This is a genomic window from Paraburkholderia sp. BR10923 (genome assembly GCF_040948765.1).
In the GTDB taxonomy this organism is placed as follows: domain Bacteria; phylum Pseudomonadota; class Gammaproteobacteria; order Burkholderiales; family Burkholderiaceae; genus Paraburkholderia; species Paraburkholderia youngii.
Genome location: NZ_JBFPKO010000172.1, coordinates 1 through 379, shown reverse-complemented (window position 1 = coordinate 379; position 379 = coordinate 1). Strand labels below are relative to the sequence as shown.

Below are 379 nucleotides of genomic sequence, written 5' to 3'. Positions count from 1 at the left end.
AACCTCGACGGTCGCACGACGCAGAACACGGGCGACATTGCGCAGAATGCGGGCGATATCGCGCTGAATGCAACTGACATCGCAAAGAACACCAGCAACATCGCGCAGAACGCGTCCAGCATCACGAGCGTGCAGAACCAGTTGTCCGAAGGTACGGTGGGTCTGGTGCAGCAGGATGCAACCAGTCGTGACATCACGGTGGCAAAAGACGCTGACGGTTCGGCGATCAACGTGGCAGGCACCGCGGGCAATCGTACGGTGACGGGGGTGGCTGCGGGCGCAGTGCGGGCATCGAGCGTGGACGCGATCAACGGTGGCCAGTTGTACGGCACGGCGTCGAGCACGGCCCGGGCGCTGGGCGGTGGTTCGATCGTGCTTG

General features: G+C 63.6%; 1 pseudogene. It reads left to right on the top strand.

From position 1 onward, the window contains the following. Positions 1–379: pseudogene (locus AB3X94_RS41970) on the top strand (adhesin); the annotation flags it as partial.